Below are 26,017 nucleotides of genomic sequence, written 5' to 3'. Positions count from 1 at the left end.
CCCACCCGACCATTGGAGCCACCGTGGCCGAGCAGTCCCGCCTCGACAAAGTCATCGCCCTCGCCCGCCATCGCGGCTTCGTCTTCCAAGCGGGCGAGATCTACGGTGGCTCGCGCTCTGCGTGGGACTACGGCCCGCTCGGCACCGAGCTGAAGGAGAACATCCGCCGTCAGTGGTGGCAGACGTTCGTGCGCGGGCGCGGTGACATGGTCGGTCTCGACTCGTCGATCATCCTGCCCAAGCGCGTCTGGGAGGCATCCGGTCACGTCGCGACGTTCACCGACCCGCTCGTGGAATGCCTGCACTGCCATCGCCGGTTCCGCGCCGACAACCTGATCGACGATTTCGAGGCGCGGAAGGGGCGTAAGGCCGAGCAGGGGCTCGCCGAGGTTCCCTGCCCGAACTGCGGCGTCAAGGGTCAGTACACCGAGCCCAAGGCGTTCTCCGGCCTGATGAAGACCTACCTCGGCGTCGTCGATGACGACTCGGGCCTGCACTACCTCCGCCCCGAGACCGCGCAGGGCATCTTCGTGAACTTCGGCAACGTGGTCACCGCTGCCCGCAAGAAGCCGCCGTTCGGCGTGGGTCAGGTGGGCAAGGCCTTCCGCAACGAGATCACGCCCGGCAACTTCATCTTCCGCACGCGTGAGTTCGAGCAGATGGAGATCGAGTTCTTCGTCCCGCCCGCCGACGCGCAGGAGTGGTTCGAGCACTGGGTGGAGGCGTGCTGGAACTGGTTCGTCGACCTCGGCGTCGATCCCGCGCACATGCGCCGCCACGACGTGCCGAAGGAGGATCGCGCGCACTACTCGGCCGGCACGATCGACGTCGAGTACGAGTTCGGGTTCCCCGGCAAGCAGTGGGGCGAGCTCATGGGCATCGCGAACCGCACCGACTACGACCTGACGAGCCACTCCGAGGCGTCCGGGCAGAGCCTGTCGTTCTTCGACCAGGCCAGCGGCGAGCGGTACACCCCCTACGTGATCGAGCCGTCGTTCGGCCTCACGAGGGCGATGATGGCGTTCCTCGTCGACGCGTACCGCGAGGAGGAGGTGCCCAACGCCAAGGGGGGCACCGACACCCGCACCGTGCTGCGGCTCGACCCGCGCCTCGCGCCGGTCAAGGTCGCGGTGCTGCCGCTGTCGCGCAACGAGCAGCTCTCGCCGATCGCGCGCGAGGTCGCCGAAGACCTGCGCGGCGAGTGGAACGTCGACTTCGACGACGCCGGCGCGATCGGCCGCCGCTACCGCCGTCAGGACGAGATCGGCACCCCGTTCTGCGTCACGATCGACTTCGACTCGCTCGACGACCGCGCCGTCACCGTGCGCGACCGCGACTCGATGGCCCAGGAGCGCGTGCCGCTCGAGGGTCTGCACGCGTACCTCGCAGAGCGCCTGAAGGGCGCCTGACACTCGGGTCCCAGCAGGGCGGGATGGGGCGCTCTGCCGGGGTCACCCGCTCGAGGAAGGCGTCGACAGCGCCGCCGGTCGGCTCCCTCACGTGTCCTTGGCCGCGGCTTTGACTGCGCGCTTGTGCTCCCGGACCTTGGCGAGCGAGTCGGCCGACACGATGTCGGCGACGCTGCGGAACGATCCCTCTTCGCCGTACGCGCCGGCGGCCTCGCGCCATCCCGCACCGGCGTATCCGTACTGCTTGCCCAGCAGCGCCAGGAAGATCCTGGCCTTCTGCTCTCCGAAGCCGGGTAGGGCTCTCAGTCGGCGGAGCACCTCTGCGCCGTCCGGTTGGTCCCGGGTCCAGATCGCGGACGCGTCGCCGCCCCAGCTCTGCTCGATCGCGGCGCACAGTGCCTGCACCCGCGCCGCCATCGATCCGGGGAACCGGTGCACCGCCGGAGGCTGCCGGAAGATCTCCACGAGCACGTCCGGGTCGTAGCCGGCGATCGTCGCGGCATCCACCGAGCCGATGCGCTGCTCGATCTTGAGCGGGCCGGCGAACGCGGTCTCCATCGGCACCTGCTGGTCCAGCAGCATCCCGATCAGCAACGCGAGCGGGTCGCGGGTGAGCAGGTCGTCGGCCGCGGCATCGCCGGTGAGGTGAAGCGTCATCCCGCCAGTCTTGCACCGCGGCGGACCCTCCGGCCAGACGCCAACCGTCCCCCCGACGCTCCGATCGTCGATGCGAGGATGGACGCGTGGACGACGCACCCGAGACGCTCGACGCCCTCGCTGCGCACGCGCACGACACCTCCGTCGTCGTGATCGGAGGCGGGATCGGCGGTCTCGTCGCGGCGCTCGAGTGCGCGAAGATCGGCTTGCGGGTGACGGTGGTGGAGGCATCCGATCGTCTCGGCGGCGCGCTGTGGACGGCGAAGGTCGGAGGACTCGCGGTCGACCTCGGGGCGGAGGGCTACGCCACGCGCGGGGGAGCGGTACGGCGCCTCGTCGATGAGCTCGGACTGACGGATGCCGTCACCGCGCCCGATGCGCGTGCCGAGTGGATCGCGGGACTCCCCGACGGCAGCGCACCGCTGCCCGCCGGAACGGTCCGCGGCATCCCCGAGAATCCCTGGGATGAGAGCGTCCGTCGTCTGATCGGCTGGCGCGGCACCTGGCGCGCGTACCTCGACCGACTGCGCCCGCCGCTCACGATCGGCCAGGAACGCAGCCTGGGCCGGCTGGTGCGCACCCGCATGGGCGATGCCGTCCTGGACCGCCTGGTGGCGCCGCTGAGCCTGGGCGCATTCTCGATCCATCCCGACGACGTCGATGTCGAAGCCGTCGCGCCCGGGCTCAGCAGCGCCCTCACCCGCACGGGGAGCCTGGCCGGCGGAGTCGCGCAGCTGCGGGCCGATTGCCGCGAGGAAGGCGAAGGCGCCGAGGGATTCGAGGGGATCGACGGCGGGATGTCGCGGCTCATCGATGCGTTGCGCTCCCGGCTCGCCGAGCTCGGCGCCCGGGTCGTGCTCAACGCGCGAGTCTCAGAGATCGAGCCTCGTGCCGACGGGCGATGGTCTGTTGTGCTCGATGCCGGTTCTCCGGCCGGCTTCGCCGTCGAGTCAGGCGCAGTCCAGCGCGACCCTCTCGACGCAGGCGGATCCGGCGCTGGGGCCGAAACCGCCGGCTCCGATGATCCCGCCGCCGTCCCTCTCGAACCAGCGGATGCCCTCATCATCGCGACCGGCGCCGCCGAGACTGTCCGGCTGGTGCGCGCAGCCGTTCCCTCTCTCGAACCCCTGCCGGTCACCGAGCTCGAGGTCGTCACGCTGGTCGTCTCCTCTCGCGAGCTGACCGCCCGGCCGGCCCGGACCGCGGTGTATCCGGTGCCGGGGAACGCGGTCGCCGCCTCCGTCACCGACACGACCGCCCGCTGGCCGTGGGTCCGTCGCGCGTCGGGCGAGGATGAGCACGTGCTGAAGGTGACCTTCGGTGGCCCGGACGCTCCACCCGCGACCCTGAGCCTCGACGACGCTGCGGCAGCCGAATTGGCCGTGGCAGCGGCATCCGCTCTGCTGGAGGTGCCCTTGGATCCCGCGCGCGTCCGTGGATCCTCGCGCGCCCGCTACGAGCAGCCGTTGCCGGTGTCAGCGATCGGCCACCGCGAGGTCGTCGACGCCGTGCGGTCCGCGATCCACGCGGTGCCGGGGCTCGCCGTCGTCGGGGCAGCAGTGGCGGGCACCGGCATCGCGCAGGTCGTCCCCGACGCCCGGGCCGAGGCCGAGCGGGTGCGCCGCCGAGCCCTGTGGCCGAGCGCGGAACCAGGCGAGTAGACCGCCGTCGCGACGGCGCGAGTCCGTTTCGTAGCACAGCGTCGCTCAGGAGGCCAGCGGATGCCGGACTCGGCATACGGGGCTAACCTGGGGGCAGACCAAATGGCCCATCGAGCGTGAGGAGACCCCATGAGGGGCAAAGTCGGACTCGTCATCGGACTCGCGGCGGGCTACGTGCTCGGTACGCGCGCCGGTCGTGAGCGTTACGAGCAGATCAAAGAGCAGGCCGCCAAGGTGTGGAACCTCGATCCCGTGCAGGAGCAGGTCGGCAAAGTCAAGGACTTCGCGAAGTCGACCGCGATGGCGCTGCCGAACACTCTGTGGGACAGCGCGGTGAAGGTGACCAAGGCCGCCACGTCGAAGGGCACGACCCCCGGGCAGAAGCTGGACTCGGCGATCAAGACCGGCAAGGCGCAGGTCGATGACGTCAGCGTGGCCGCGCAGACGTCGGCCGGCGCGGTGCAGGATGCTGCGGAGGACGCCTTCGACGACATCTCGGAAGCCGCCGCCGAGCGCAACGGAGCCTGAACGTGACGACACCGCGCGGCTTCCGCGATCGGTCCGAAGACAGCCTGTTCACCCTGGTCGGCGAGATCCCGGAGCTCATCCGCAATCTCGTCATCGCCGAGGTCGACTCGGCGAAGGCCTGGGTGCGCCGCACCTCGAAGGATGCCGGGATCGGTGCCGGCTGGATCGCCGTGGCGCTGTTCTTCCTCTTCTGGGCGGTCGGTACCCTGGTCGCGTTCGCCATCATCGGGCTCGCGTCCTGGTGGCCGGCGTGGCTCGCCGCGCTCGTGGTGTTCCTCGGCCTGGTCCTGATCGCGTGCCTGTTCGCTCTGCTCGGAGTGCTGCGCTTCCGCAAGGTGGCCCGCGCCCAGAACCCCGTCCAGTCGATCGTCCAGGATGTCAAGGAGGTGCGCGATGAGTTCTGACTCACCCGTTCCCGTGTCTCGCACCACCGTCGCGGTGCCGCGCACCGCCGTCCCCCTGGGCATCGCAGACCCGGTCGATCAGGCGCGTGCCGAGCTGAAGGCGGCTCTCGCGGCGATCGAGGAGAAGGCGAACGTCCCGCGTCGAGTCGCACACTTCACCGACCGGACAATCAGCAAGGCCCGGGCCTTCGCCCGCAAGAATCCCGCCGCTACGACGGGGATCGTCGTCGCGAAGGCGGCCGCGGTCGGATTGATCGTGTGGGCCGCGGTTCGGGCCTACACGCGCTGACCCGGATCCGAGCGGATCGCGACCCCGTGCTGAGCGCGCGAGGCCGCGGCCCGGGGGTATGCTCAACTGTCAGGCAGTGCGATGGTGCGAATGCTGCCGACGGCGAGAACCGCATTTGCCCGGGGTTCGAAGTCGCCTGTCGGCTGCTCGATCTTTTGGGGGCGGCTGACTGCGCACCACGAGAGTCAAGCCCATGAACCACGCTCCACAGCAGCCGCCCAAGCCCCTCGCGGGCTGGCGCGTGCTCGTGCCCCGCGGCGGGCCCTGGGGTGATGGAGTGGCGGCGAATCTGCGCCATCAAGGGGCGACTCCGGTCGTCGCGCCGCTCATCAATTTCGCACCCACGAATGATCAGGCGACTCTCGATCAGGCGCTCGCCGACCTCGAAGCGGGATCGTTCGACTGGCTGACCGTCACCAGTGCGACGACCGTGGACGTGCTCTACGCCCACCGTGCGACGATCCCCGGTGCCACCAAAGTGGCAGCCGTCGGTGAGACGACGGCGGCCGCCCTGCAGGCGGTCGGCTATCGGGTCGACCTGGTGCCCGAGCAGGACAACTCCGCCGCCGGTCTTGCCGAGCAGATGATCGCCCTCGAGGCTGAGCCGCGCGACATCCTGACTCTCCGCAGCGAGATCGCCAAGCCCGTCCTCACGCGGCTGCTGACCGAGGCCGGTCACCGCGTGCGCAGCGTCGTCGCCTACCGGACGGTCGGTGTGCCGGTGACCGATCGCATCGCCGAAGACGTCCGCAGCGGACGCATCAACGCGATCCTCGTGACGAGCGGTTCGGTGGCGGAGCAGGTGAGCCTGCAGTTCCCCGACATCCCCGACTCCACCGTGATCGCGGCGATCGGACCCCGCACCGCGAAGGACGCACGGCGCGCGGGCCTGCCCGTCGACGTCGTCGCTGCGACCCAGACCGTGGACGCACTGATCGAAGCGGTCGCCCGCTTCACCCTCCCGCACGCCGCGGACGAATTCGCGCCTTGACGTCGGGCTTCCAGACCGGCGACGCCGCCACGCTCCGCATCGTCGTGCTCGCGGGCGGGGTCGGCGGCTCGCGGTTCAGCATCGGCGTGCGCGAATCCCTGCGGCGCAGACCGGGTGCCGGGGCGTCCGGGTTCACGATCGTGGTCAACACCGGCGACGACCTCTGGCTCTCCGGAGTCCGCCTGCAGCCGGACGTCGACTCGATCGTGTACGCGCTGGCCGGCGTGAACGACACCGCCCGCGGATGGGGCCGCGAGGGCGACAGCGAACGCGTGAACGCAGAGCTGCAGGCGTGGGGCTCCGGCTGGCCGTGGTTCACCCTGGGAGACCTCGACCTGGGAACGCATCTGGCGCGCACCGGCTGGCTGCGCGACGGACTGTCGCCTACACAGGTGATCGAACGGATGTCGCGACGCTGGCCGCTCGGCGCCACGCTTCTGCCGATGACCGACGCCGAGGTCGACACGCAGGTCGCCCTTGGGGACGGCACGTCGATGCACTTCCAGGAGTGGTGGACTCGCCACCGCGCCACGCTCGAGCCGGTGCGCTTCGACAATCCCGGCATCGACCGAGCGGCCCCCGCTGCGGGTGTGCTCGAGGCGATCGCCGAGGCCGACGTCGTCCTGATCGCGCCCTCCAACCCGGTCGTCTCGATCGGACCGATCCTGGCGGTCCCCGGCATCCGCGAGGCGCTGCGCGCGACGGACGCTTCCGTCGTCGGGGTCTCCCCGATCATCGGCGGCCGGGTCGTGCGCGGCATGGCCGATGTGTGCCTGCGCGCGATCGGCGTCGACACCTCTGCGGCGGCGGTCGCCGCCCACTACGGCGCGCGATCGGACGCTGGACTCCTGGACGTGTGGCTGATCGCGGAGGAGGACGCGGCGTCGGCTGACGAGATCGAGCGGCGCGGCATCCGCACGGTCGTCACTCCGTTGTGGATGAAGGATGCAGCCGCCTCGGCCGCGATCGTCGACGCCGCGCTCGCCGCCGTCGAAGGCTGACATGCCCGAACTGGCCTGGTTCGCGTGGGCGCTGCTGGGCGTCGCCGCGCTCATCGTGGGGCTGTCGAAGACCGCCGTCCCCGGATCGGGCACGGTCGCGGTCGCCATCTTCGCCGCAGTTCTGCCGGCGAAGGAGTCCACGGGCACACTGCTGCTGCTGCTGATCGTTGCCGACCTTTTCGCGGTGCTCGCGTACCGCCGCCACACGAACTGGCGGGCTCTGCTCCGTCTCGCGCCCGCGGTGGTCGTGGGCATCGTGCTGGGCGTCGCATTCCTCGGGATCGCCAACGACGAATGGGTGAAGCGGACGATCGGCGTCATCCTGCTGGCGGTGATCGCGATCACGCTGCTGCGCCGGCGGATGCTCGGGCCTGTCGCCGCCGAAGGTCCGCACCGCGTAGCCGCCGCGACGTACGGCGCGCTCGGCGGCTTCACGACGATGGTCGCCAACGCCGCCGGCCCGGTCATGTCGATGTACTTCCTCGCCTCGCGGTTCCCGGTGAAGGAGTTCCTCGGAACAGCAGCCTGGTTCTTCGCGATCGTGAACCTCGCCAAGGTGCCGTTCTCGGTCGGGCTGGGTCTGATCACGGTTCCCGGTCTCGTCCTGGATCTCGTCCTCGTACCGCTGGTCGTCGTCGGCGCGCTCGCCGGGCGATGGCTCGCCGGCAGGCTCGATCAGGTGCTGTTCGAACGGCTGGTGATCATCTTCACGGTGGTCGGGGCGGTCTACCTGCTGATCTGAGGTGCCGTTCGCGGTGTGTGCTGCGGCGAAGTGGCAAGCGGGGTCTGATTCCGGCGGCCGAGGCGGGCATGAGCCGCCACCGCCGTGGCGAGAGCGCCTGCCTAGGCGCGGCGGAACGGGTGCCTGCCCTTTCCGAGAACAGCCGCCGCCGTGCGCGGGCCGAGCCCGAGCAGCGCCGCCTCGGTCAGGTGCCCCGCGGTGTCCACATCCCGGCGGAGGGTCGAATCGTCGGCCACCGCCAGCGGCACGCAGCCGAGGTCCACGTGCCGGGCGAACGAGCCCTCGCCGAACGAGGACTCGAACGGGATGCCGGAGCCCGCCGTCACGAGCGTGGTGCCGGTGCCCTCGGCGTCCGCCACGACCGCACGGTCCAGATCGGTTGCGGCGGTGAGGGCCGCCTCGAGGTCTTCGGGCCGCAGTGCGGGAAGGTCTCCGAGCAGCGCCGCGCGCGGCATCGCGTCACCGGCCGCCGCCGCGCCGGCCGCGACCGCCTCGTCGAGTCCCATCGCGTCGCCCTCCGGGACGAATCGCAGCGCCGGGATGTCGAACGCGAGCGTCACCAGAGCGCCGTCGTCGGTGACGACGAAGACCTGCGCGACCGAGGCGCACGCGGCCGCTGCCGCGACCGTGTCGAGTGCGATCGCGCGCGCGAGCGTCACGCGGTCGACTCCCGAGATGTCGAGTCGCGACTTGCCGACCTCCGCCGGCTTGACCGGGATGACGACCGCCCATCGGGCCTCGGGCGTCGTCACGCTCCGAACCGGGTGCGCAGTCGCGGCAGGATCTCGGCGCCGTAGGTGCGCAGGAAAGCCTCCTGGTCGGAGCCCGGGTCGTGGAAGACCAGGTGGCGGAAGCCCATGTCCACGTACTGCGCGATCCGCTCGACGTGCTCGTCGGGGTCGGTCGAGACGATGAAGCGGGATGCCGCGCGCTCGATGGGCAGCTGCTCGCCGAGGCGCTGCATCTCGAGCGGGTCGTCCACGCCCATCTTCTCGTCGGCGCTCAGCGCCAGCGGCGCCCAGAAGCGGGTCTTCTCCAGGGCGACGGCCGCATCGGAGTGGAGCGAGACCTTCACCTCCATGAGCGTGTCGATCGCGTCCTGCGAGCGGCCGGCCTTCTCGAGGCCCTCGGCGAGGGCCGGGAGCAGGGTGTCGGCGTAGAGGCTGGGGGACTTGCCCGACGTCGTGATGTAGCCGTCGGCGATGCGGCCGGCCAGCCGGGTCGCGGCGGGACCCGACGCCCCGATGTAGATCGGGACGGGCTCGTCGTGCTTGTCGTAGATCGTGATGTTGCGCGTCGTGTAATACGTGCCGTCGAAGTTGACCCGCTCTTCGGACCACAGGCGCCGGATCAGCCCGATCGCCTCCTTGAGACGCTGGAACCGCTCGGGCGGGTCGGGCCACTCGATGCCGAGGTTCGCCTCATTGAGCGCCTCGCCCGTTCCGACGCCCAGGATCACGCGGCCCGGGTACATCACGCCGAGCGTGGCGAAGTCCTGCGCGATCACCGTCGGGTTGTACCGGAAGGTCGGCGTGAGCACCGACGTCCCGAACACGATCCGCGACGTGCGGGCGCCCAGGGCGCCGAGCCACGGGATCGACGCCGGCGCATGACCGCCCTCGTGCAGCCACGGCTGCAGGTGGTCCGAGACGAACACCGAGTCGAACCCCACCTCCTCGGCCAGGACGGCGAAGTCGAGCAGCTCGTTCGGACCGAACTGCTCGGCGGAGGCCTTGTACCCCAACCGCAGCGGAATCGTCATGAGGTCCCCCTCGTCGTCGGTGAGCCGGTGGCACCCGCCGCCCGGATCGGAGCCGGAGCGGCCCCGCTTTCAGCGGTCCGAACGGGCGGCTGGAACTCCGAGCCGTCGGCGCGGGCGAGACGGTCGCGGAAAGCCTCGACCGTCCCCGGCCACAGCAGGGTCAGGCGCCCCGAGCGCTCGTCGACGTACCAGTTGCGGCATCCGCCTGCGATCCATGGTGTGGATGCTGCTGCCACGGCGATCTCGTCGGTGTAGCGCTGCTCCGCCGCGGGCGCGACCCGCAGCACGCCGTCGGCGAGGGTCTCGCGCGCCCCTAAGGCGCGCACGGCGTACGCGGCCTGCTGCTCGATCATCAGGACGGACGAGTTATGGCCGAGGGAGGCGTTCGGGCCGTTGAGCACGAACAGGTTCGGGAAGCCGCTGACGACCGTCGAGCCGAACGACGTCATGCCCTCCGACCAGTGGTCGGCGAGGGTGATGCCGTCCTCGCCGCGGACGAGGTCTGCGTACGGCTGCCGTGTCGAGGCGAACCCCGTCGCGAGCACAAGCGCATCCGCCTCGGTTCGCGTCCCGTCGGCCGAGACGAGCATCCGCCCGTCCACGGTCGCGAGGGCCGAGGCCTCGAGAGTCACGCGATCACCTGCGACGGCGGGGTAGAAGTCGTCCGACAGGAGAACGCGCTTGCAGCCGAACGCGTAGTCCGGGGTCAGCGCGGCCCGCAGCTCCGGGTCCGCGATCTGGGCGTGCAGATGGGCGAGAGCGGCCGCGCGGGCGGCGGCCGAGGCGGCGGCGTCGCCTGATCGTGACGCGAACCGCGCCTCGCCCTCGGCGTAGAGCTGCGCCCGCAGTCGCGCGAGCGCGACGGGATTCTGCGCGAACCGCCGGCGCTCGTCCTCGGGGTAGTCGGTGCCGCCGCGCGGGACGATCCACGCCGGGGTGCGCTGGAAGAGAGTGACATGTGCGGCGATTCGCGCGAGCTCGGGAAGCAGCTGCACCGCGCTCGCCCCCGTCCCCACCAGAGCCACGCGGGCGCCGGCCAGGTCCGCGTCATGGTCCCATCGCGACGAATGGAAGAGCGGCCCGGGAAAGCTCTCGAGGCCCGGCACGTCCGGGATCGATGGTTCGGTCAGCCGTCCGCAGGCGAGCACCAGCGCCTCGGCCTCGATCGCGCCGGGCGCGTCGCCGCCCGTCTCGATGCGCCAGACGGATGCCGCGGCATCCCACTCGGCGGCGAGCACGGGAGTGCGCAGCCGCAGCCGGTCGCCGAGCTGCTCGCGGTCGGCGACGTCCTCGAGGTACCGGCGGATCTCGTCGCCCCGTGCGAAGAGGCCAGACCAGTGCGGGTTCGGGTGCTCTGCGAACCCGTACAGGTGCGAGGGCACGTCGCACGCGACGCCGGGATACGTGTTGTCACGCCAGGTGCCGCCGACGGATGCCGCACGCTCGAGCACCAGGAAGTCCTCGCGTCCCGCCCGGTGCAGGGCGATCGCCATGCCGAGCCCGGCGAAACCGGCCCCGACGATCGCGACCTCGACCCGGGTCATGCGTCCGGTCCCTGAGCCGAACGAACGGTCGGCTCCCGGTAGTCCGTGGTGCGCTGGCGGAACGGCCGGAACAGGCGCGCGGCGATCCGTGCGGCATCCGGCAGTGGCAGTTCGAGGCCGTGTTCGATGCCGGCCTCGGGCAGCACCCGCCCGTCCATGAGGGTGCCGCCGAGGTCGTCGCCGCCCGACTGCAGCAGGGTCGCGGCTGCGTCGCGACCGACGCGGGTCCAGGGGATCTGGATGTGCGGGATGCTGCCGCTCAGCAGCAGGCGCGATACGGCGACCATCGCGCGGTGCTCGTCGAGTGGGCTGCGGCGGGGCACGAGCGGAACGCCGCCAGCAGGCGCCGGAAGGGGAATCGGCACGAATTCGGTGAAGCCCCCGGTCTCGTCCTGGATGCCGCGGAGCCGGTGCAGGTGGGCGATGCGCTCCGCCGCGGTCTCGACGTGGCCGTAGAAGATCACCGACGTCGAGCGGAATCCGGCGCGATGAGCCGCGGCGATCCCCTCGATCCACCGGTCGATGGCGAGGTCGCCGGGCGCGATGAGTGCGCGGACGCGCTCGCTCAGCACCTTGACGCCGGTGCCGGGCACCGTGTCGACGCCGGCGTTCCGCAGGGCGGCGAGCGCGCCGTCCAGCCCGAGCCCGCCGCGGTCGGCGAGGTCCCACACGTCCTGCGGCCGATACGCGTGCAGATGCATGTGCCGAGTTGCGGCCTTGACCGTGCGGGCGATGTCGAGGTAGGCAGCCGGGTCCTCGGACGACGCGATCAGCCCCTGCACGCACAGTTCCGTGGCGCCGAGGTCCGCGGCATCCGTCGCGATCGCGGCCACGTCGTCGAGGGTGAACGTGCCGGGTTCGCCCGTCGGCGCAGACCGGAAGCCACTCGAGGTGAGGTTGCGGTTGACGACCAGGCTCACGGCCTCACCGACGGTGTACCGGCGGACGTCGTCCGCGGTTGCGGTGAGCGCGTCGAGGTCGTCGCCGGTCGCCTCGAGCAGGGCGACCCATTCCGCGTCGTCCAGGCTCAGCGGGTCGGCCGCGGCGCGCCCCGCGAGTCGGCGGGTCCGTCCACCTCCGCCGAACCCACGCCTTGTCACCGAACCCACGTACTCCTGCGCGTCGGAACGTGGGGGTTCGCGATGGACGGGTGGGTTCGCGCGCGGGGTGCCGGCGAGCCCGGTCGCCGGGTCGGCCAGCGCCGCGACCGCGGGGTGCAGCGCCCGATCGATCCACTCGTCGGCATCGAGCACGAACTCGGGGTGCGCGGTCAGCCGCTCGCGCAGCTCGAATCCGAGGTCGGCGGTGCGCTGCGCGAGCTCGGACAGGTGTGGCCAGGGCCGCTCGGGGTTCACGTGATCGGCGGTGAGCGGCGATACGCCGCCCCAGTCGTCGGCGCCGGCGCGCAGCAGCAGTTCGAACTCGGCGGGGTCGGAGAGGTTCGGCGGCACCTGCACGCGCATGTGCGGGCCGAGAACCAGCCGCGCGACCGCCACAGCGGCCACGTACTCGAGCAGCTCGGCATCCGCGCTGTCCTGCATGGCCGTGCGGGGCTTCGCGCGGAAGTTCTGCACGATCACCTCCTGCACGTGGCCGTGGGTCTCGTGCGCTTCGCGCAGGGCGATCAGCGACTCGGCGCGGTCGTGCAGGGTCTCGCCGATGCCGACCAGGATGCCGGTGGTGAACGGGATCCGCAGGCGCCCGGCGTCCCCGATCACGGTCAAGCGAAGCGCCGGGTCCTTGTCGGGCGAGCCGTAGTGCACTCGACCCGGCTCCTCGAACAGCGCGCGCGACGTCGTCTCGAGCATCATCCCCATCGACGGCGCCGTGGGGCGCAGCATCCGCAGCTCGTCGGCGGTCATGACGCCCGGGTTCAGGTGCGCCAGCAGCCCGGTCTCGGCGGTGATCAGGCGGGCCATCGCACCCACGTAATCCAGGGTCGAGGCGTAGCCGTGCTCGTCGAGCCACGCGCGCGCCTCGGGCCAGCGGTCTTCGGGGCGGTCGCCGAGGGTCAGCAGGGCTTCTTTGCAGCCGAGGGCCGCGCCCTGACGCGCGACGGTCAGCACCTGCTCGGGCGACATGAACACCGGCTTGTGAAGCTTCAGCAGCTGGCCCGGGGTATCGACGAAGATGCAGTAGTGGCAGCGGTCGCGGCACAGCGTGGTCAGCGGGATGAAGACCTTGCGCGAGTACGTGACCACCCCTGCGCGACCGGATGCCGCGAGGCCCGCGTCCCGCGCGGATGAGGCCAGCTCCAGCATCCGCTCGAAGTCCGATCCTTCGGCGCTCAGCAGCGCCTCCGCGTCGCGGACGTCCAGGCGCTCGCCGGAAGCCGATCGATCCAGCGCGGTGGAGACCGCTGATCCATCGACAGCTCGCGGCGGTTCGAGCAGGGTCACTTCTCCAGTCTCGCACCGCGGGGGCGGCGACGGCTTCGCGATCGTTGTCCGTCCGTAAGCAAATAGCCCGGTGGGCGTTCGGAGGCGCTGGCAGACTAGGGGCATGGTCACGCTCCTGCTCGACTCGACGCAGCTCGAAATCGTGCTGTCGGGTGCCGAGCGCGTGCTGGCATTCCATAAAGGGAATGTGGCGATCGAGCGGTCGACGATCGCGAAGGTTCAGCTCACGGATGACGCGTGGACGTGGCTCCGGGGGTTCCCGAGTCCCGGAACGCACGTGCGTGGCGTGATCGCGATGGGCACGTGGCGCTCATCGGCCGGCGACGACTTCGCGATCGTCCGGCGTCATCGCCCGAGCGTCGTGATCGACCTGAACGGCCACCCCGAGTACGAGCGCATCATCCTGACGACTCGGCACGGGCTGCAGCTCGTCCAGGCGCTGCGCCTCGACGTGGACACGCAGGCCGTGGACGTCGTCGACCTCGCGACGGGCACGATACCGGTGGAGCCGGCGCCGACGAAGAAGAAGGCGCGCAAGCGCAAGGCTCCGAGCCCTGCGCCCGCCACCTGAGCCGGCCTGAGACTCTCGGAACGCTCCTCTGACCGGCCGGTTTCCGCACTGGAATGTCGGACCCCCTGGGTTGAATAAGGGGTATGAGCAGAATGGTCGAGACCCTGGCGGAGCTCGATCAGGCGCTCGGCGATCTTGTGCGCGAGTCGTACGAGACAGGCGCGCAGCGGAGCCTTTCCGACGACGAGGTGCTCACCATCACGGCCCTCGCGGGCCGGATCGTCCGGCATGGCGAGGCGCTCGCAATCGACGCGACCGCCCAGATTCAGGAGCGATGCGAGTACTCCTCGCACGACGAGCGCGTCACGACCCGGAAGGGCGCCCGGTCGGTGAGCGAGCTCCTCCAGCGGGCCACGCTTGCATCCAAGCAGACGGTCGCCGGGTACGAACGCGCTGCCCGTGCGACCTGCCGCAGGATGGCTCTCTCGTCCGGCCAGGAACTGCCTGCCGATTACCCCGCTCTGCGCGAAGCACTCGCCGGTGGCCACATCGGTGCCGACGGCCTGTCGGCTGTGCTCGGGCCGCTTTCGGGGGTCCTCGGCGACCTGGGGCGGGCGGGTCACCTCGCGGCCGACGAGGAGATCGCCGCTTCCGCTCGTGGCCAGGGTGTGGATGCCGCACCCCCCGCCTGTGCGGAAGAACTCCGCCTCCTCGCTCAAGTGTGGTCGGTCTACCTCGACCAGGACGGCGCCGAACCGCGGGAGGCGGCGGCGCTGCGCAGGCGGGGAATCACCCTCGGAGCCGGCCGCGACAGCCTCGTGCCGGTGCGCGGGCATCTGCTGCCCGAGGTAGCCGCCCAGCTGGAGCGGCTCTTCGACAGCTCACTGACGCCGAAGCTGAGCGGACCGCGTTTCACCGACTCCGACGAGCCGTCCGAGGTCAGCGCCGACGATCGAACGAGGGCACAGCGCCAGCACGACGTGCTGGCCAACGCACTCGACGTCGCCGCCCGCTCGGGGGAGTTCCCCACGATAGGCGGCGCCGCGCCGACGCTCGTGGTGTCGGTCCGCGAGGAGGACCTGGTCACCGGCCGCGGCTATGCCCAGGTGGAGGGGTCGGATCAGCCGGTGTCGATCGGCGCCGCGCGCCACGTCGCGTGCACCGGCGGCGTGCTCCGCGTGACCCTCGACAAGGGCGGGCGGATCGTGGCGTTGAACACGCTCGACCGCGTCTTCAACCATCACCAGCGCAAGGGGATCACGCTGCGCGATGGCGGCTGCATCATCCCCGGGTGCCATATCCCTGCAAGCTGGTGCGAGATCCACCACGTCGCCGAGCACGCGCACGGTGGGCCGACGCACACGGACAACGGCGTGCTCCTGTGCTGGTTCCACCATCGCACCCTCGATTCAAGCGGATGGCGCATTCGCATGAATCACGGCGTCCCCGAGGTCCGAGGTCCATCCTGGTGGGACTCCCGCATGCTGTGGAGACCCGTCACCACCTCGCGCGTCCGCCTGAGAGAACGACTCGAGCGGAGGCAGTGATCGAACTCAGGTGACGTCGCGGCGCCAGCTGACGAGATGTCCGAGCAGCACGAGGACGATCGCGTATCCCAGCAGCACGAGGCCGCCGACCCACCACTCGAGGGGATCCTCGGCGGGCATACCGGGGGCGGCGGTGCTGAACAGGCTCGCACCGACGAGCGCGTCGCTCGCAGCGCCGGGCAGGAAGCGCGTCACCCCGGTGAGACCCTCGACGAATCCGGCTGCAGTGCGACCGACCGGCTCGACGAACTGGGTGAACACCAGGACGCCCACGATCGCGCCCACCTGGTTGCGCACGAGCGCACCCACGCCGATGCCCACGAGCACCCACAGTACGAACGCCAGGATCATGCGGCCGAACAATGCCCACGTGTCGCTAGAGGTGAAGTCGGTCTCCAGGCCGTTCGCGGCGAGGAAACCGGCGGACGGGATCACCGAGGAGAGCACGCCCACCACGCCGAAGAGCACGCCCAGCGCGATCCCGACCAGGATCTTCGCCCACAGCACGAGGCCGCGCTTCGGTGTCGCGAGGAAGGTGGGCGTCAGTGTCTTGTGCCTGAACTCGGCCGTCACCATGAGCGTCCCGATGAGGAGCGGGAACACATATCCGATCGCCGTCGCTGCGCTGTACAGCACCGCGGAGAGTCCTTCGATCGGCACAGGTGGGGCGTCGCCGGGGAGCGACCCGGTCGCGGCACCCGTGAACACGAAGCCCAGCACGGCGGCGGTGAAGCCGACGTACGCGAAGAGGACGAGAGCGAGGATCCACCACATCGAGGTCGTCAGCTGTTTCGTCGCCTCGGAACGGGTCGCATCGGCGAGGCTCATCGCTGGTCACCCCCGTCGGCATCCGTGCGAGCCGGATCGTCCTCGGCTGACTCAGCAGGGGGTGGATCCGGTGGCCCGGCTTCGGCTCCGAACTCGGCCTCCTCCGCCTCCTCGGTCTTCCGCTCCTCGGCCGTGTGTGCTTCGGCATCCTTCGCCCCGCCGGCGGCCGTGAACGCGGCGAAGAACGCATCGGCCTCGACATCCGCGCGGGTCTTCACGTACTTCTCCCACGAGCGGTCGTCGACCACGGGCGGTTCATCCGCGTCCTCATCGTCGGAGAGCTCCGCGTCGATCGCGCCGAGGGCCTCGACGTCCGGATCCGCGTCGAGCGGCAGTCCGTCTGCGTACGCATCCGTGGCGGGGTCGCCCGCGAACGGGATGATGTCGATGACCCCCGTGCTCGCGACGGCGAACGTGGGGCTCGGTTCCACGGAAGGCTCGCGAGGCGGCTCGGCTTCGGGTTCGGCGCCCGCGACTTGAACGGGCTCGACAGCGTCCGCCGCATCCTGCTCGTCAGCCGATGCGGTCGCCGCCCATGCTGCGGCGCCGACGGCGGCTCCGGTCGCGATCGCGGCTCCAGGTGCGCCGCCGCTGCCGGCCTGAAGATCAGCAGCGACGGTGGAGGCCTCCGCGTCGATCGCCGCGTCATCCGCTGCGCGATCCGCTCCGGCATCCGTTCCCTCCACCGGCGCCAACGGCGCGATCCCCGGCACCGCGCCTACCCCGTCGACCGCGTTGCCCGCCGCAGCGGCGGCCCCGGTCGGGTGGACGCGCGCACCGCTCACCAGGTCGAGGAAGACCTCCTCGAGCGCCTGACCGCGGCGAGCGAGCGACGAGAGGGGGACGCCGGCGGATGCCGCGATCTCGCCGACTCGCGCAGGATCGAGGCTTCGAACGGTGAAGCCCGACCGGAGCAGCTCGAACTGCACGCCCGCCGCCGTCAGCGCTGTGCTCAGCGCGGCGCGATCGGGAGAATCGACGACCGTCGCGAACTCGGAGGGGTCGGCGAGATCCTCGAGCGCGCCCTGGAAGACCAGCCGACCCTGGGAGATGATCAGCACCGAGTCGACCGTCTGCTGCACCTCCGAGAGCAGGTGGGACGACACGAACACCGTGCGACCCTCGCTGGCGAGCTGCCGCAGGAAGCCGCGCATCCACTTGATGCCTTCGGGATCGAGCCCGTTGGCCGGCTCGTCGAGGACGAGTACCCCGGGATCGCCGAGCAGCGCGTACGCGAGGCCGAGCCGCTGCCGCATGCCGAGCGAGAACCCGCCGACCTTGCGGCCGCCCACGTCGGCGAGCCCGACGAGTCCGAGCGTCTCCTCGACGCGGGCGTCGGGAAGCCCGGCTGCCTGCGCGTAGACCTTGAGGTGGTTGGCCGCGCTGCGTCCGGGGTGGAAGCTCGATGACTCGAGCACGGCGCCGACCGCCTGCAGCGGTCGCTCCAGTGCCGCGTAGGCCCGGCCGCCGATGGTCGCGGTGCCGCTGCTGGCGCGGACGAGCCCGAGCAGGATCCGGAGCGTCGTCGTCTTGCCCGCGCCGTTCGGGCCGAGAAAGCCGGTGACGACGCCCGGTTCGACTCGCGCCGAGAGGTCCGAGACCGCCCGTACCGCGCCGAAGTGCTTCGTGATTCCGGAGAACTCCAGCACCTGTCCTTCGGGCATGCCGAACCTCTCGTCGTCGCGGGCTGTTCTCCATATCCTGTCGGAAACGGATCCTCCTCGCACGAAGCGACCGCCGGATGCCGACTGTGCGGCGGCCCCTCGGACGGGCAATGTGGGCGCGCGGTAACGTTGCGATCGTGACCGATCCCGCGCCGCCCGATGAGCCCCGCGTCCTCGTGAGAGCCGCCGGCGGACTCGGATGCCTGACGCTCAACCGTCCGCGGGCGCTGAACGCGCTCGATCTCGGAATGATCGGCGATCTCGCGGCCGCGCTGGACGAGTGGGAGCACGATACGGACGTCGATCTGGTGCTGCTGGACGGCGCCGGGGACCGCGGCCTGTGCGCCGGCGGAGACGTCCGGGGCCTTTACGATCAGATCCGGTCGGGAGATCCGGAGGGCGCAGGACGGTTCTTCCGCGCCGAGTACGCCGTGAACGCGCGCATCGCCGAATACCCCAAGCCCATCGTCGTGCTGGCTGACGGCATCACGATGGGCGGAGGCATCGGACTCGCCGGGCATGCGGCGATCCGCATCGTGACCGAGCGGTCGAAGCTCGCGATGCCCGAGACCCGGATCGGGTTCACGCCCGACGTCGGTGGCACGTGGCTTCTCGCCCGGGCACCTGGCCGGCTCGGCGAGTATCTCGCGCTGACGGGCGCGACGATGGATGCCTCCGACGCCATCTACGCCGGTCTCGCCGACCATTTCGTGCCGTCGGCGAACCTCGACGGCCTGCGTGATGCGCTCGAGACCCGCGCCGACCCGTCGAGCCCGACCGAGCTGGTGCTCCTCTTCGACGAGACCCCTGAGCCCTCGCAGCTCGCGGCCCGGCGGCCGTGGATCGACGAGGCCTTCGCCGCCGACACCGTCGCCGAGATCGTCGACCGGCTCCGGGGACGGCCGGAGGCCGAAGCGTCGGCCGCGGCGGACGTGCTCGGCGAGGTCTCGCCCACCGGGCTCGCGGTGACCCTCGCCGCCGTCCGTCGCGCTCGCGAGCTGCCCGACCTGCGGGCCGCCCTCGCCCAGGAGTACGGACTCGTCATGTGGTTCGCAACCGGCCAGCCCGACCTCCTGGAGGGCATCCGCGCTCAGCTGGTCGACAAGGACCGCACCCCGCGGTGGCAGCCGGCGACGATCGGAGAACTGACACCGGATGCCGCGGCATCCGCCTTCGCCTACCGACCGACCGTTCCCCTCTGGAACTGAAGGGCGGAGCATTGATGGCAACGGCGCCGCGCCCACGCCGCTATTCGATCGGAATCGCGGTCGACTGGTTCTTCTTCGTCTTCGCGGGACTCGCGTCGGTCTGGCTGGCATACCTGAGCCTCACCGACACGTTCAACGTCGGCTGGTGGGGCTTCGTCTTCGCGATCGCCTGCTGGGTGCTGCTGGCTTACCTCGTGCTCCCGCGGCTTCATCGCATCCTCACGACGATCTACGTCCCGGACTACTTCATCGGGCGGGCTCGCACCAGCGACGGTCTGCTCGGCGACCCGGTCAATCTCGCGTTCCTGGGTGAGGCGGATCAGATCGACACCGCGATGGTGCAGGCCGGATGGACGAAAGCCGACCCCGTCACGCTTCGCTCGTCGTGGCGGATCGTCACCTCGACGCTGACGCGTCGCAGCTACGACGAGGCCCCCGTCAGTCCGCTGTTCCTCTTCAGCAGGCAGCAGGACTTCGCATACCAGCAGGAAGTCGACGGCAACCCCGCGCAGCGCCATCATGTCCGGTTCTGGAGGTGCCCCGACGGCTGGCTTCTGCCCGGCGGCTACCGTGTCGACTGGCTGGCCGCGGGAACCTTCGACACGGCGGTGGGGCTCTCGCTCTTCACGCTGCAGGTCACCCACCGCATCGATGCCGACACCGACATCGAGCGCGATCACATCGTCAGGACGCTGACCGCCGGCGATGCGCGGGTCGTCGTGACGATCCTCAAGGATTTCTCGACGGGCTATCACGCCCGAAACGGCGGCGGTGACAGCATCCGCACCGACGGCGACCTGCCGATCGTGGACGTGGGGCCGGTCGAGGTGGGAACGCGATGACGGACGTACCGAGCAAGCGACCGGCGTTCGAGCCGGCCGCAGAGCTGCTCAAGCCCACCACCTACGACCCCGACATGCAGCGACCTCCGTCGACCGTGGCGGGCGTGGTCCTCGTGCTGCTCCGGGTCGTCGCGGGGATCATCGTCATGATCGCCACAGTGCTGCAGTGGCCGACGGTGGTACGCGACCTGGATGTGTCGTTCGACGATGTCGAGGCGACTCCGCAGCTCGCGGGGGTCGCGCTGATCGTCCTGATGGTCGTTCTCGGGTCCTTTCTCCTGCTCGATGCGATCCTGGCGTTCTTCATCCTCGCCGGACACAACTGGGCTCGGGTGATCGTGATGACCTTCTCCGCGATCGCCATCAGTTCTTCGTTCGTCCAGTGGTGGGCCGAGGGGCAGGAGATCACGATCACGACGACCCTGCTGACGCTCGGTCTCGACATCCTGATCCTGCTCGCGCTGTCCAGCCGCAGCGCCGCAGCGTACGCTCGGCGCCACGAGCGCGGCTGACCTTCCGCACCGATTAGCCTGGATCGCGCCGCATCCGCCGCGGAGGGAGAGGTCGCGTGTTCGACAGTCCGCTGTCCGCCTCGGCATACGACGTGCTCGGCGTCGATCCCGCCGCCGACGAAGAGGCGCTCCGCAAGGCCTATCGGCTGCGACTCCGCCAGACGCACCCCGACACCGGCGGCGATGCACTCGTGTTCATCCAGGTGCAGCGCGCGTGGGACCTCGTCGGCACGGTCGAGGCACGCGCGGCCTACGACCGCGGACATGGCTTCGGCGAGGCCGCGGCTCCGGAGTGGTCCGGCTGGCGCGCTCCCGCCCGCCCGGCCGACACCCGCCCCAAGGCGCGATCGCACGGGCAGCCCGGCGGCTGGCGCCGCGAGCGATACCTCACCCTCATCCGCGAGTGGGCGGGCCGCGGCGTCACCGTCGAAGACCCCTACGACCCGGCCCTGGTCCGTTCTGCGCCGCGGGAGCTGCGGCGCATGCTGGCCGACGCTCTCGCCGAGGAGGCGACGGCTCGCGTGGTCTCGGATCTCGGCATGGGCTACACGGTGTGGCATGACGTCGCCGCGCCGGTGCGCGGAGGCACCGGCGACGACAAGCTCGACCACATCGTGCTGAGCCCGTCGGGCCTCTACGCGGTGCTGTCCGAGGACTTCGGCGCGCCCGTCGGCGTGCGTCGCGGCGAGATCACCGGCGACGGCGTGACCGGGACGCCGGTCGCCGACCTCCTCTCGCGCATGCGGACGGTCGCGCGGGCCGCCGGCGTGCGATTCGGCGGCGCGATCATCGTCCTGCCCGACGACGACCTGATGCAGGCCGTGACCGATCTCGGCCGCGTGCGCGGCATCCCTGTCGTGCTGGTCGCGCGCGGCGCGCTCGGGAACGTGCTGCGTCAGGGCGTCCCGGGGGCGCGGTCGGTCGGCGGCAACGAGATCTTCGACATCCGCACGCGCCTCCAGCAGGCCGTGCGCTTCGTCTGAGGCCGCGAGACTGCATCGGGACGTCGAGACTGCGGGTTGATCCCGCAGTCTCGACCTGCGGGTGCAGTCTCGCGGTCGGGGGAGCCCGGCGGGACAGTGCGGCGGCGCGCGTCTTCCCGAGAGTGGCGTCGTCGGCGACGGGGAATTCGACGAGGTCGATCTGATTGCGCGTCGGCATGCCCCAGGTGTACCCCCGCCCGCCGACAGCCGCGCGTTCCGCCCTGAGCGTACGCAGCCGCCGATCATGTGAGCATGTCGGAACTTCGTGGCAGTGTGGAGCGGTGGCGCCGCCGCGCCCGCTCGCTCGACCTTTCCCGGAGACCTCGTGCTCGGCAAACTCCTCTTCCGCTACCTGAAGCAGTACCGCTGGCTCCTGCTCGGTGTGCTGGTCTTCCAGTTCATCGCGGCCATGGCATCCCTGTATCTGCCTCGCCTGAACGCCGACATCATCGACCAGGGCGTGGCGCGTGGCGACACCGCGTACATCTGGTCGACCGGCACGTTCATGCTGGTCATCTCGCTCGGCCAGATCGTCGCGTCGATCATCGCCACCTACTTCGCCGCGAAGGCGGCGATGGCAGCCGGCCGCGACATCCGCCTGGACGTCTACGAGAAGGTCAGCGGCTTCTCCGAGCGTGAGGTGTCGAAGTTCGGTCCCGGCTCGCTGATCACCCGCAACACCAACGACGTGCAGCAGGTGCAGATGCTCGCGATGATGGGCGCGACGATGCTGGTCACGGCGCCGCTGCTCGCGATCGGCGGCGTGATCATGGCCCTGCAGCAGGATGTCGGGCTCAGCTGGCTGATCGCGGTCTCCGTGCCGCTGCTGCTGGCGTTCGTCCTGCTGATCATCAGCCGCATGGTGCCCCTGTTCCGCAGCTTCCAGAAGAAGCTCGACGCCGTCAACCGCGTCATGCGCGAGCAGCTGACCGGCGTGCGGGTCGTGCGAGCGTTCGTCCGCGAGGACATCGAGGAGGAGCGCTTCGCCGTCGCGAACACCGACATCATGGTCGTCGGCCGTAAGGTCGGCTCGCTGTTCGTGCTGCTGTTCCCGGTCGCCATGCTCGTGCTGAACGTCACCGTCGTGGGCGTCATCTGGTTCGGCGGCATCCAGGTCGACGCCGGCACGGTCGAGATCGGCACCCTCTTCGCCTTCATGCAATACGTGGGTCAGATCCTCATGGGCGTGCTGATGGCGAGCTTCATGACGATCATGATTCCCCGCGCCGCCGTCTCGGCGGAGCGCATCGGCGAGGTGCTCGCGAGCGAGTCGACTCTGACTCGCGCGGAGAACCCCATAGGCGACTTCACCGCACCGGGAGCCGTCGCCTTCGACGACGTGGAGTTCACCTACCCCGGCGCTGAGTCGCCGGTGCTGAAGGCCATCACGTTCGAGGCGAAGCGGGGCGAGACGGTCGCGATCGTCGGATCCACCGGTTCCGGCAAGACGACGCTGATCTCGTTGATCCCGCGTCTGTTCGATGTGACGGGCGGCGCGGTGCGCGTCGGCGGCGTCGATGTCCGCGAAGCCGATCTCGACTACCTGTGGAAGGGCATCGGCCTCGTGCCGCAGCGTCCATTCCTGTTCTCGGGCACCGTGGCGACCAACCTGCGGTTCGGGCGCGAGGAGGCCACGGATGAGGATCTGTGGAAGGCATTGGCGATCGCTCAGGGCAAGGACTTCGTCGAGGAGATGGAGGGGCAGCTCAACGCGCGCATCGCCCAGGGCGGCACCAACGTCTCGGGCGGCCAGCGCCAGCGGCTCGCGATCGCCCGAGCGATCGTGCACCAGCCCGACATCCTGGTCTTCGACGACTCGTTCTCCGCGCTCGACCTCTCGACCGACGCTCGATTGAGGCAGGCGCTCTGGCGCGAACTGCCCGACGTGACGAAGATCGTCGTCGCGCAGCGCGTCTCGACCATCACGGATGCGGACCGCATCGTCGTCCTCGAAGACGGCCGGATGGTCGGCGTCGGAACACACGACGAACTGCTGCGCACCAGCGAGACCTACCGGGAGATCGTCGAGTCGCAGCTGGGGGTGGAGGTATGAGCACTCCGGACACCCTCACCGAGGAGGAGCGCCTCGAACTCGAGCTCGCCGAGCAGGCCCGTCAGAATTCCGGGGACTGGGACAGCGTCAAGCCGGGCAAGGCGCAGAACTTCGGCCAGAGCTTCGGTCGACTGGTCGGGCTGCTCAAGCCACACGCCGTAGCCTTCGTCTTCGTCTCGATCCTCGGCGCCGTCGGCGTCTTCCTCGCAGTGATCGCGCCCAAGATCCTCGGGGAGGCCACGAACATCATCTTCGAGGGCGTGGCGTCGAACGCGCTGGCGGCCCAGTTCCCCGCAGGGACGTCGCAAGAGGTCGTGGTCGCCTCGCTCCGCTCCGCCGGACAGACCGACCTCGCGAACATGATCGCGGCGATGAACGACTTCTCGGTGGGCACCGGCGTCGACTTCGAGGCGCTCCGAGTCGTCATCGTCGCCGTGCTCGCGATCTACGTCGCCTCCTCGTTCCTCAGCTGGATCCAGGGCTACGTCATCAACGTCATCATGGTCCGCACGATGTGGCGGCTGCGCGAGTCCGTCGAGACGAAGATCAACCGGCTGCCGCTGTCGTACTTCGACAAGGTGCAGCGCGGTGAGCTCATCTCCCGCGTGACGAACGACATCGACAACATCACCCAGACGATGCAGCAGTCGCTGTCCAGCGTCGTGACATCCGTGCTGACCGTCATCGGCGTGCTCATCATGATGTTCTCGATCTCGTGGCAGCTCGCGCTCGTCGCGCTCGTGTCGCTGCCGCTCATGGCGGTCATCTTCGGTGTGATCGGACCCCGCTCGCAGAAGGCGTTCGGCACCCAATGGCGCAAGGTCGGCCGCCTCAACGCCCGTGTCGAGGAGTCGTTCTCCGGACACGCGCTGGTCAAGGTGTTCGGCCGTGAGGTCGACTCGCGCGAGAAGTTCCAGGTCGAGAACGAGGAGCTGTACCAGGCGAGCTTCAAGGCGCAGTTCCTGTCCGGCATCATCATGCCCGGCATGATGTTCGTCGGAAACCTGACCTACGTCGGCATCGCCGTCCTCGGCGGGCTCATGGTCGCCAACGGCCAGCTGCGGCTGGGTGACGTGCAGGCGTTCATCCAGTACTCGCAGCAGTTCACCCAGCCGCTGTCGCAGCTGGGCGGCATGGCGGCGGTGATCCAGTCGGGCACCGCATCGGCTGAGCGCGTCTTCGAGCTCCTCGACGCGGAAGAACAGGCACCGGATGCGGCGGATGCGCCCGAGCCCGTCGAGGGTGAGGGTGTCATCGAGTTCGAGAACGTGCGCTTCTCGTACACGCCGGACCGCCCGCTGATCACGGATCTGTCGTTCCGGGTCGAGCCCGGCCAGACGGTTGCGATCGTAGGACCCACCGGCGCCGGCAAGACGACGCTGGTCAACCTGATCATGCGGTTCTACGAGCTCGACGGCGGCCGGATCCTGCTCGACGGGCAGGACATCGCCGACCTGACGCGCGACGACGTCCGCTCGCGGACCGGCATGGTCCTGCAGGATCCGTGGCTGTTCGCCGGGACGATCCGCGAGAACATCCGCTACGGGCGCGAGTCGGCCACCGACCAGGAGATCGTGGATGCCGCGACCGCGACCCGCGTCGACCGGTTCGTGCATTCGCTCCCCGAGGGCTACGACACCGTGCTCGACGAGGAAGCATCGAACGTCTCGGCCGGTGAGAAGCAGCTGATCACGATCGCCCGCGCGTTCGTCTCGCAGCCTTCGGTCCTGATCCTCGACGAGGCGACCTCGTCGGTCGACACGCGCACCGAACTGCTCCTGCAACACGCCATGGCTGCCCTTCGCGAGGGACGCACGTCGTTCGTGATCGCGCACCGGCTTTCCACGATCCGCGATGCCGACCTCATCCTCGTGATGGAGCACGGCGACATCGTCGAGAAGGGCACCCACGAGGAGCTCATCGCAGCGCAGGGTGCGTACTGGCGGCTGTACCAGTCGCAGTTCGAGCAGGCGGCGACCGATCTCGATGCACAGCCCGACGCGATAGGCACAGTTCCGGTCACCACGGATGCCGAGCGCGCCCTCCCCGTGACGACGGACTCTGCGGAGGTCTCGTCGTCCTGACGGCGTGACGGGCTCGGCCCAACACGCGTCAGCGCGCGCAGCGGAACCCGATGTGGGTCATCGCCGTGTCCTCGGACTGGGGGCTCCGCGCGGCCGGACGATAGCGCAGGCAATAGTCCGGCGAGCACAGGTGCGAGCCGCCTTTGAGCACGCGACGGCTCTCGCGGGTGCCTGCGACGCCCAAGAGGTTCGCGCGTGAGCCCGCCGCGATGCCCGTCGACCCCGACACCACATGGCGAGGGGCATAGAGATCGGTCGTCCATTCCCAGGTGTTCCCTGTCATGTCAACGAGGCCGTATCCGTTGGGCGAGAACGTGCCGACCGGCGACGTGCCCACCCACCCCGCTGCCCCGGTGTTGTGGAACGGGAATGACCCCTGCCATCGATTCACCATCAGA

General features: G+C 70.1%; 24 protein-coding genes. 16 read left to right on the top strand and 8 right to left on the bottom strand.

Features of this window, described 5'->3' with window-relative positions; translation table 11 throughout:
• Nucleotides 1–23: 23 nt before the first annotated feature.
• Complete coding sequence (locus VFX99_RS11965) at nt 24–1,409, top strand: glycine--tRNA ligase (RefSeq protein WP_329666518.1); 1,386 nt, start codon at nt 24–26, stop codon at nt 1,407–1,409.
• Nucleotides 1,410–1,496: 87 nt separating this feature from the next.
• Here VFX99_RS11965 and VFX99_RS11960 read toward each other — a convergent pair whose 3' ends face one another.
• Entirely contained in the window at nt 1,497–2,066 is a 570-nt protein-coding gene (locus tag VFX99_RS11960; protein ID WP_329666517.1) for an HhH-GPD-type base excision DNA repair protein, read from the bottom strand.
• A gap of 86 nt (nt 2,067–2,152) precedes the next feature.
• Here VFX99_RS11960 and VFX99_RS11955 point away from each other — a divergent pair, with 86 nt between their 5' ends.
• The 7 genes from VFX99_RS11955 (at nt 2,153) to VFX99_RS11925 (ending at nt 7,682) form a co-directional block, all read left to right on the top strand.
• Nucleotides 2,153–3,727 carry a protoporphyrinogen/coproporphyrinogen oxidase gene (locus VFX99_RS11955; protein WP_329666516.1) on the top strand — a complete coding sequence of 525 codons (1,575 nt, stop codon included), beginning with the start codon at nt 2,153–2,155 and terminating at the stop codon, nt 3,725–3,727.
• A gap of 129 nt (nt 3,728–3,856) precedes the next feature.
• Nucleotides 3,857–4,255, top strand: coding sequence for a hypothetical protein (locus tag VFX99_RS11950; protein WP_329666515.1), 399 nt, complete (start codon nt 3,857–3,859; stop codon nt 4,253–4,255).
• 2 nt (nt 4,256–4,257) lie between these two features.
• Nucleotides 4,258–4,659 carry a phage holin family protein gene (locus tag VFX99_RS11945; RefSeq protein ID WP_329666514.1) on the top strand — a complete coding sequence of 134 codons (402 nt, stop codon included), beginning with the start codon at nt 4,258–4,260 and terminating at the stop codon, nt 4,657–4,659.
• A complete protein-coding gene (locus VFX99_RS11940; protein ID WP_329666513.1) occupies nt 4,649–4,948 on the top strand; it encodes a hypothetical protein in 300 nt (99 codons plus the stop codon). The genes VFX99_RS11945 and VFX99_RS11940 overlap by 11 nt, the downstream gene beginning before the upstream one ends.
• Before the next feature lie 193 nt (nt 4,949–5,141).
• Nucleotides 5,142–5,939, top strand: a complete 798-nt coding sequence (locus VFX99_RS11935) for a uroporphyrinogen-III synthase (protein ID WP_329666512.1) — start codon at nt 5,142–5,144, stop codon at nt 5,937–5,939.
• Entirely contained in the window at nt 5,936–6,940 is a 1,005-nt protein-coding gene (gene cofD, locus VFX99_RS11930; protein ID WP_329666511.1) for a 2-phospho-L-lactate transferase, read from the top strand. The genes VFX99_RS11935 and cofD overlap by 4 nt, the downstream gene beginning before the upstream one ends.
• Before the next feature lies 1 nt (nt 6,941).
• Complete coding sequence (locus VFX99_RS11925) at nt 6,942–7,682, top strand: sulfite exporter TauE/SafE family protein (RefSeq protein ID WP_329666510.1); 741 nt, start codon at nt 6,942–6,944, stop codon at nt 7,680–7,682.
• Between the two features lie 101 nt (nt 7,683–7,783).
• Here the strand turns inward: VFX99_RS11925 and cofC are convergent, their stop codons facing one another.
• From cofC to cofG, 4 genes are read right to left on the bottom strand one after another with little or no spacing between them, the layout of a single operon-like run.
• Complete coding sequence (cofC, locus tag VFX99_RS11920) at nt 7,784–8,434, bottom strand: 2-phospho-L-lactate guanylyltransferase (RefSeq protein ID WP_329666509.1); 651 nt, start codon at nt 8,432–8,434, stop codon at nt 7,784–7,786.
• Entirely contained in the window at nt 8,431–9,444 is a 1,014-nt protein-coding gene (gene fgd, locus VFX99_RS11915; protein ID WP_329666508.1) for a glucose-6-phosphate dehydrogenase (coenzyme-F420), read from the bottom strand. Before fgd ends, cofC begins: the two co-directional genes overlap by 4 nt.
• Nucleotides 9,441–10,988, bottom strand: coding sequence for an NAD(P)/FAD-dependent oxidoreductase (locus VFX99_RS11910; RefSeq protein ID WP_329666507.1), 1,548 nt, complete (start codon nt 10,986–10,988; stop codon nt 9,441–9,443). Before VFX99_RS11910 ends, fgd begins: the two co-directional genes overlap by 4 nt.
• Nucleotides 10,985–13,387, bottom strand: a complete 2,403-nt coding sequence (gene cofG, locus VFX99_RS11905; RefSeq protein ID WP_329666506.1) for a 7,8-didemethyl-8-hydroxy-5-deazariboflavin synthase CofG — start codon at nt 13,385–13,387, stop codon at nt 10,985–10,987. The genes VFX99_RS11910 and cofG overlap by 4 nt, the downstream gene beginning before the upstream one ends.
• A 103-nt stretch (nt 13,388–13,490) precedes the next feature.
• Here cofG and VFX99_RS11900 point away from each other — a divergent pair, with 103 nt between their 5' ends.
• Together VFX99_RS11900 and VFX99_RS11895 are read left to right on the top strand one after the other, a co-directional pair.
• On the top strand, nt 13,491–13,958 hold the full coding sequence (locus VFX99_RS11900) for a hypothetical protein (protein WP_329666505.1): 468 nt from the start codon (nt 13,491–13,493) through the stop codon (nt 13,956–13,958).
• An 83-nt stretch (nt 13,959–14,041) separates the two neighbouring features.
• Complete coding sequence (locus tag VFX99_RS11895; protein ID WP_329666504.1) at nt 14,042–15,445, top strand: HNH endonuclease signature motif containing protein; 1,404 nt, start codon at nt 14,042–14,044, stop codon at nt 15,443–15,445.
• A gap of 6 nt (nt 15,446–15,451) precedes the next feature.
• Here VFX99_RS11895 and VFX99_RS11890 read toward each other — a convergent pair whose 3' ends face one another.
• Together VFX99_RS11890 and VFX99_RS11885 are read right to left on the bottom strand one after the other, a co-directional pair.
• Nucleotides 15,452–16,273 (bottom strand): ABC transporter permease, encoded by an 822-nt coding sequence (locus VFX99_RS11890; protein ID WP_329666503.1) that lies wholly within the window; start codon nt 16,271–16,273, stop codon nt 15,452–15,454.
• Nucleotides 16,270–17,937, bottom strand: coding sequence for an ABC transporter ATP-binding protein (locus VFX99_RS11885; protein WP_329666502.1), 1,668 nt, complete (start codon nt 17,935–17,937; stop codon nt 16,270–16,272). The genes VFX99_RS11890 and VFX99_RS11885 overlap by 4 nt, the downstream gene beginning before the upstream one ends.
• A gap of 137 nt (nt 17,938–18,074) precedes the next feature.
• On the opposite strand from VFX99_RS11885, the gene VFX99_RS11880 reads away from it, so the two are divergent.
• The 6 genes from VFX99_RS11880 (at nt 18,075) to VFX99_RS11855 (ending at nt 25,619) form a co-directional block, all read left to right on the top strand.
• Complete coding sequence (locus VFX99_RS11880) at nt 18,075–19,145, top strand: enoyl-CoA hydratase/isomerase family protein (protein WP_329666501.1); 1,071 nt, start codon at nt 18,075–18,077, stop codon at nt 19,143–19,145.
• Nucleotides 19,146–19,159: 14 nt separating this feature from the next.
• Entirely contained in the window at nt 19,160–19,987 is an 828-nt protein-coding gene (locus VFX99_RS11875; protein ID WP_329666500.1) for an LssY C-terminal domain-containing protein, read from the top strand.
• On the top strand, nt 19,984–20,499 hold the full coding sequence (locus VFX99_RS11870) for a hypothetical protein (protein ID WP_329666499.1): 516 nt from the start codon (nt 19,984–19,986) through the stop codon (nt 20,497–20,499). The genes VFX99_RS11875 and VFX99_RS11870 overlap by 4 nt, the downstream gene beginning before the upstream one ends.
• Nucleotides 20,500–20,555: 56 nt before the next feature.
• Nucleotides 20,556–21,482, top strand: a complete 927-nt coding sequence (locus tag VFX99_RS11865; protein WP_329666498.1) for a J domain-containing protein — start codon at nt 20,556–20,558, stop codon at nt 21,480–21,482.
• A 325-nt stretch (nt 21,483–21,807) separates the two neighbouring features.
• Nucleotides 21,808–23,535, top strand: a complete 1,728-nt coding sequence (locus tag VFX99_RS11860; RefSeq protein ID WP_329666535.1) for an ABC transporter ATP-binding protein — start codon at nt 21,808–21,810, stop codon at nt 23,533–23,535.
• Complete coding sequence (locus VFX99_RS11855; protein ID WP_329666497.1) at nt 23,532–25,619, top strand: ABC transporter ATP-binding protein; 2,088 nt, start codon at nt 23,532–23,534, stop codon at nt 25,617–25,619. The genes VFX99_RS11860 and VFX99_RS11855 overlap by 4 nt, the downstream gene beginning before the upstream one ends.
• 28 nt (nt 25,620–25,647) lie before the next feature.
• Here VFX99_RS11855 and VFX99_RS11850 read toward each other — a convergent pair.
• The coding region (locus VFX99_RS11850; RefSeq protein WP_329666496.1) for a formylglycine-generating enzyme family protein at nt 25,648–26,017 on the bottom strand (370 nt) is incomplete at its 5' end.

The sequence above is a fragment of the Microbacterium sp. genome, from assembly GCF_036277215.1.
Lineage (GTDB): Bacteria > Actinomycetota > Actinomycetes > Actinomycetales > Microbacteriaceae > Microbacterium.
This window is presented reverse-complemented; position numbering and strand designations above follow the sequence as displayed.

Bases quoted from the DNA above. Each gene is read 5' to 3' on its own strand.
- VFX99_RS11855 (WP_329666497.1), top strand. From the start codon at position 23,532: ATGAGCACTCCGGACACCCTCACCGAGGAGGAGCGCCTCGAACTCGAG.
- fgd (WP_329666508.1), bottom strand. From the start codon at position 9,444: ATGACGATTCCGCTGCGGTTGGGGTACAAGGCCTCCGCCGAGCAGTTC.
- VFX99_RS11895 (WP_329666504.1), top strand. From the start codon at position 14,042: ATGAGCAGAATGGTCGAGACCCTGGCGGAGCTCGATCAGGCGCTCGGC.
- VFX99_RS11875 (WP_329666500.1), top strand. From the start codon at position 19,160: ATGGCAACGGCGCCGCGCCCACGCCGCTATTCGATCGGAATCGCGGTC.
- VFX99_RS11935 (WP_329666512.1), top strand. From the start codon at position 5,142: ATGAACCACGCTCCACAGCAGCCGCCCAAGCCCCTCGCGGGCTGGCGC.
- VFX99_RS11900 (WP_329666505.1), top strand. From the start codon at position 13,491: ATGGTCACGCTCCTGCTCGACTCGACGCAGCTCGAAATCGTGCTGTCG.
- VFX99_RS11960 (WP_329666517.1), bottom strand. From the start codon at position 2,066: ATGACGCTTCACCTCACCGGCGATGCCGCGGCCGACGACCTGCTCACC.
- VFX99_RS11910 (WP_329666507.1), bottom strand. From the start codon at position 10,988: ATGACCCGGGTCGAGGTCGCGATCGTCGGGGCCGGTTTCGCCGGGCTC.
- VFX99_RS11885 (WP_329666502.1), bottom strand. From the start codon at position 17,937: ATGCCCGAAGGACAGGTGCTGGAGTTCTCCGGAATCACGAAGCACTTC.
- VFX99_RS11950 (WP_329666515.1), top strand. From the start codon at position 3,857: ATGAGGGGCAAAGTCGGACTCGTCATCGGACTCGCGGCGGGCTACGTG.
- VFX99_RS11890 (WP_329666503.1), bottom strand. From the start codon at position 16,273: ATGAGCCTCGCCGATGCGACCCGTTCCGAGGCGACGAAACAGCTGACG.
- VFX99_RS11870 (WP_329666499.1), top strand. From the start codon at position 19,984: ATGACGGACGTACCGAGCAAGCGACCGGCGTTCGAGCCGGCCGCAGAG.
- VFX99_RS11925 (WP_329666510.1), top strand. From the start codon at position 6,942: ATGCCCGAACTGGCCTGGTTCGCGTGGGCGCTGCTGGGCGTCGCCGCG.
- VFX99_RS11940 (WP_329666513.1), top strand. From the start codon at position 4,649: ATGAGTTCTGACTCACCCGTTCCCGTGTCTCGCACCACCGTCGCGGTG.